Origin of the sequence: Neptuniibacter sp., from assembly GCF_024231755.1 — a bacterium.
Taxonomy (GTDB): Bacteria; Pseudomonadota; Gammaproteobacteria; order Pseudomonadales; family Balneatricaceae; genus Neptuniibacter.
Genome location: NZ_JAAEQH010000314.1, coordinates 1 through 3,839 on the forward strand (window position 1 = coordinate 1; position 3,839 = coordinate 3,839).

At 47.4% G+C, this 3,839-nt stretch carries 3 protein-coding genes; all 3 read left to right on the top strand.

Features of this window, described 5'->3' with window-relative positions:
• The first annotated feature begins 241 nt into the window (after nt 1–241).
• The 3 genes from GY843_RS18385 to GY843_RS18395 all read left to right on the top strand — a co-directional run bounded on the left by GY843_RS18385 (nt 242) and on the right by GY843_RS18395 (nt 3,492).
• Nucleotides 242–1,480 (top strand): aspartate aminotransferase family protein, encoded by a 1,239-nt coding sequence (locus GY843_RS18385; protein WP_297311810.1) that lies wholly within the window; start codon nt 242–244, stop codon nt 1,478–1,480.
• A complete protein-coding gene (gene argF, locus GY843_RS18390; RefSeq protein ID WP_297311811.1) occupies nt 1,477–2,382 on the top strand; it encodes an ornithine carbamoyltransferase in 906 nt (301 codons plus the stop codon). The genes GY843_RS18385 and argF overlap by 4 nt, the downstream gene beginning before the upstream one ends.
• 195 nt (nt 2,383–2,577) lie before the next feature.
• A complete protein-coding gene (locus GY843_RS18395) occupies nt 2,578–3,492 on the top strand; it encodes a LysR family transcriptional regulator (protein WP_297311813.1) in 915 nt (304 codons plus the stop codon).
• Nucleotides 3,493–3,839 lie beyond the last annotated feature (347 nt).

Consider the following 3,839-nt stretch of genomic DNA (forward strand, 5'->3'; position numbering starts at 1 on the left):
AAGCACTTGCGTGCCGTAACGAACAATTTACCACATATCCGACCATTTTACTCTGGCAATGTATATTTAGATTTACCTATGACTACGATAAAAAAATCCTATTGTTTACAAATTAAGCAGCAATTCTGCGCTAATCAAATATACGTCACCTAAAGCTTGCCAAACTCCGTGATCCCGCATATTATTCCATCTTTGATTGGCAGCCTTGGCTGCCTTTTTGCGTTCTAGGGATAATAAAAACATGGCTGTAGAATCAATTATGACCACCTACAACCGGCTGTCTGTTGCTTTCGAGCGCGGTGAAGGTAGCTGGCTGTACGATACTGACGGTAACAAATATCTAGATGCGCTATCCGGCATTGCTGTATGCGGCCTGGGTCATGCGCACCCTGCAGTAACACACGCGATCTGTGATCAAGCTACAAAACTACTGCACACATCAAACCTGTACACTATTCCATTGCAGCAGCAATTGGCAGAACGCCTGACACAAGTTTCTGGCATGGAAAACGTTTTCTTCGGCAATTCAGGCGCTGAAGCAAATGAGGCGGCAATTAAACTAGCTCGTCGCTACGGACATACAGTTCGCAATATTGACAACCCAACCATCATCGTTATGGAAGATTCATTCCATGGCCGTACTATGGCTACATTAAGCGCTACAGGAAATCGTTCCGCTCAGGCCGGATTCGAACCTTTAGTGTCTGGCTTCGTACGTGCGCCATACAACGATGTTGAAGCGATCAAAAAGATCGCAGAGAACAACCCTAATGTTGTAGCAATCCTGGTTGAGCCGATTCAAGGCGAATCTGGCATCCAGATTCCTGCGGATGACTATCTAAATCAACTGCGTGACATCTGCGATCAAAATGAATGGCTACTGATGCTGGACGAAGTTCAGAGTGGCAATGGACGTTCAGGTAAATACTTTGCGTACCAGCATAACGATATCCTGCCTGATGTAGTAACCACTGCAAAAGGACTGGGGAACGGCGTACCAATTGGTGCCTGCCTTGCTCGCGGCACAGCCGCAACAATCTTGACCGCAGGCACACACGGCTCAACATATGGAGGCAACCCGCTTTCGTGTGCAGCAGCGCTAGCGGTAGTCAACACCATTCTTGATGAGAATCTATGCGAACGCTCTGCAGAGCTGGGCGATAAGATTGCCAATGGTTTCCGCAATGAATTGCAGCACGCTGGATACGTCAAAGAAGTGCGTAACAAAGGCATGCTGATTGCTATCGAACTGACTGAAGCAGGAACCGAACTAGCAGTTCTCGCAAAAGTTAAAGGCATTCTTCTGAATGTTACAGGCGGTGGCAAAGTTGTTCGTATGCTACCTCCTCTGACTATGACTGATGAGGAAGCTGAACTTCTGGTTAAAACACTTTCCCAGATTATCCGCGTATATGCAGCCGATGAACGTTCACCAGCGAGCGATTCTGTAAGCCCAAGCAACGATCGTAGAGCACAATGAGCACAAGACATTTTTTAACACTACTGGATCTTACTTCGGACGAGTTACGCACTCTGGTCAAACGTGCCAGCGAGCTTAAGGCGATTCGCAACCGTGGCGAGATCTACGAGCCCCTGAAGAATCAGGTAATGGCGATGATTTTTGAAAAATCTTCGACCCGCACCCGCGTATCTTTTGAAGCAGGCATGGCACAGTTTGGCGGTCATGCAATGTTCCTGTCTCCTCGCGACACCCAGCTAGGCCGTGGCGAGCCAATCAGCGACAGCGCAAAAGTAATCTCCAGCATGGTTGATGTTGTAATGATCCGCACATTCAGCCATGCCCTGGTTGAAGAATTTTCGGCAAACTCATCAGTACCAGTGATTAATGCACTAACCGATGAGTATCACCCATGCCAACTGCTAGCTGATATGCAGACTTACTTTGAGCACCGTGGCGATATTCAGGGCAAAACAGCGACATGGATTGGAGATGGTAACAACATGTGCCACTCCTACATCAATGCAGCCCGTCAGTTTGATTTCAAACTAAATATTGCTTGCCCTGAAGGCTTCGATCCAGACCCAGCCCTGGTTGAAGCTAACAAAGAACGCGTTTTCATTACTCGCTCTCCTGAAGAGGCTGTTACTGGAAGTGATCTTATTGTTACCGATGTCTGGGCCTCCATGGGTCAGGAAGAGGAACAAAAAGAGCGTGAAGCTAAATTCGCAGGATTCCAGGTATCACCTGAACTGATGGATAAAGCAAATAAAGACGCAATCTTCATGCACTGCCTGCCAGCCCACCGCGGCGAAGAGGTAAGTGAAGACATGCTGGATGACCCCCGCTCTGTTGTTTACGACGAAGCGGAAAACCGTCTTCATGCTCAAAAAGCCCTGCTAGAATTTCTGTTAGCTAAATAACTATTCTCAGAGCTTATTAAAGAGATCAGGGGACAGGTTTAAACCTGTCCCCACACCCCAGAAACAGCCAAAGGCTTCGGCGCCTTAAATTCCCACCCCAAATTCTTATTACAGGGAATTCTCCCATTGCCTTCTCTTCTAGCTGGACCGTACTATACTGCTTATATTTGATAGCGTCCGACTGGAGAGATTTGGATGATTGAGCTGCGCCACCTAAAAACCCTATCAGCATTGCGCGATGCAGGAAGCCTCGTAGAAGCTGCTGAACGAGTCCATCTGACGCAATCCGCCCTCTCCCACCAGATCAAAGATCTGGAAGACCGGCTCAATTGCTCTCTGTTCATCCGCAAAACTAAACCGATCTGCTTCACCAGCGCAGGACAGCGCCTCCTAACTCTCGCTGACGAGATCTTACCGATGATTCGCAACACGGAACGGGACATCGCTCGACTCGCTGGCGGCGAAGCAGGAAGGCTTAATCTATGTATCGAATGCCATAGCTGCTTTGATTGGTTGATGCCAACCATTGACCATTTCCGTCAGCACTGGCCTGAAGTAGAACTAGACCTATCTAGCGGCTTCAGCTTCCAGCCACTACCCGCTCTAGCACGTGGTGATCTCGACCTTGTTATCACCTCTGATCCAGAGCCACGCAACGGCATAGCGTACATTCCACTATTTACTTACGAATCACGCCTAGCAATCAGCAAACAACACCGACTGATGGCTCGCCGCTTCATCCACCCGGAAGATCTTATCCATGAAACCCTGATCACCTACCCTGTAGAACACCAGCGACTGGATATTTTCAATCATTTCCTTGATGAAGCAGATGTGGAACCCGCAACAATCCGAACAGCAGAACTCACAGTAATGATGCTACAGCTCGTAGCCAGCGGCAGAGGGGTTGCAGCTCTACCAAACTGGGCACTACACGAATATATCCAACGAGACTACATAGCGTCTAAGCCACTGGGAGAGAAAGGTGTATGGTGTACACTTTATGCAGCAATCCGCGAAGACCAAAGCGAAGCAGAGTTTATGGTGGATTTCCTTAACACTGCAAAAGATGTATCCTTCAGTAATCTGACCGGCATTAAAACCGCCTGATTTAATTTTTCTGATACAAGTTGTAACAGCAAACAGTGGAAAAGATATTTCTACATTCAATCAAACAGCCTAGCTCACAACAACAGCTAGCTGTTTCAATTGCTAAATATACTCAGTCCTACTTTATCTAGGTCTGTGGGTTTTGTGCTGTCTGCACAAAATTGACAGGCCGGTATTTCCCAGTTCAGCAAGACCACTTTTTAGTACTTCAATCACAAAGATTATAGTAACCAATACATGTGTATTGGTAGGGATATACAAATGACTCCAACAATCTGGACACCTTCAAGCTGGAGAGAAAAACCAATAGCTCAACAGCCACAATACCCTTCCGCTCAAGCCCTTGA

Bases quoted from the DNA above. Each gene is read 5' to 3' on its own strand.
- argF (WP_297311811.1), top strand. From the start codon at position 1,477: ATGAGCACAAGACATTTTTTAACACTACTGGATCTTACTTCGGACGAG.
- GY843_RS18385 (WP_297311810.1), top strand. From the start codon at position 242: ATGGCTGTAGAATCAATTATGACCACCTACAACCGGCTGTCTGTTGCT.
- GY843_RS18395 (WP_297311813.1), top strand. From the start codon at position 2,578: ATGATTGAGCTGCGCCACCTAAAAACCCTATCAGCATTGCGCGATGCA.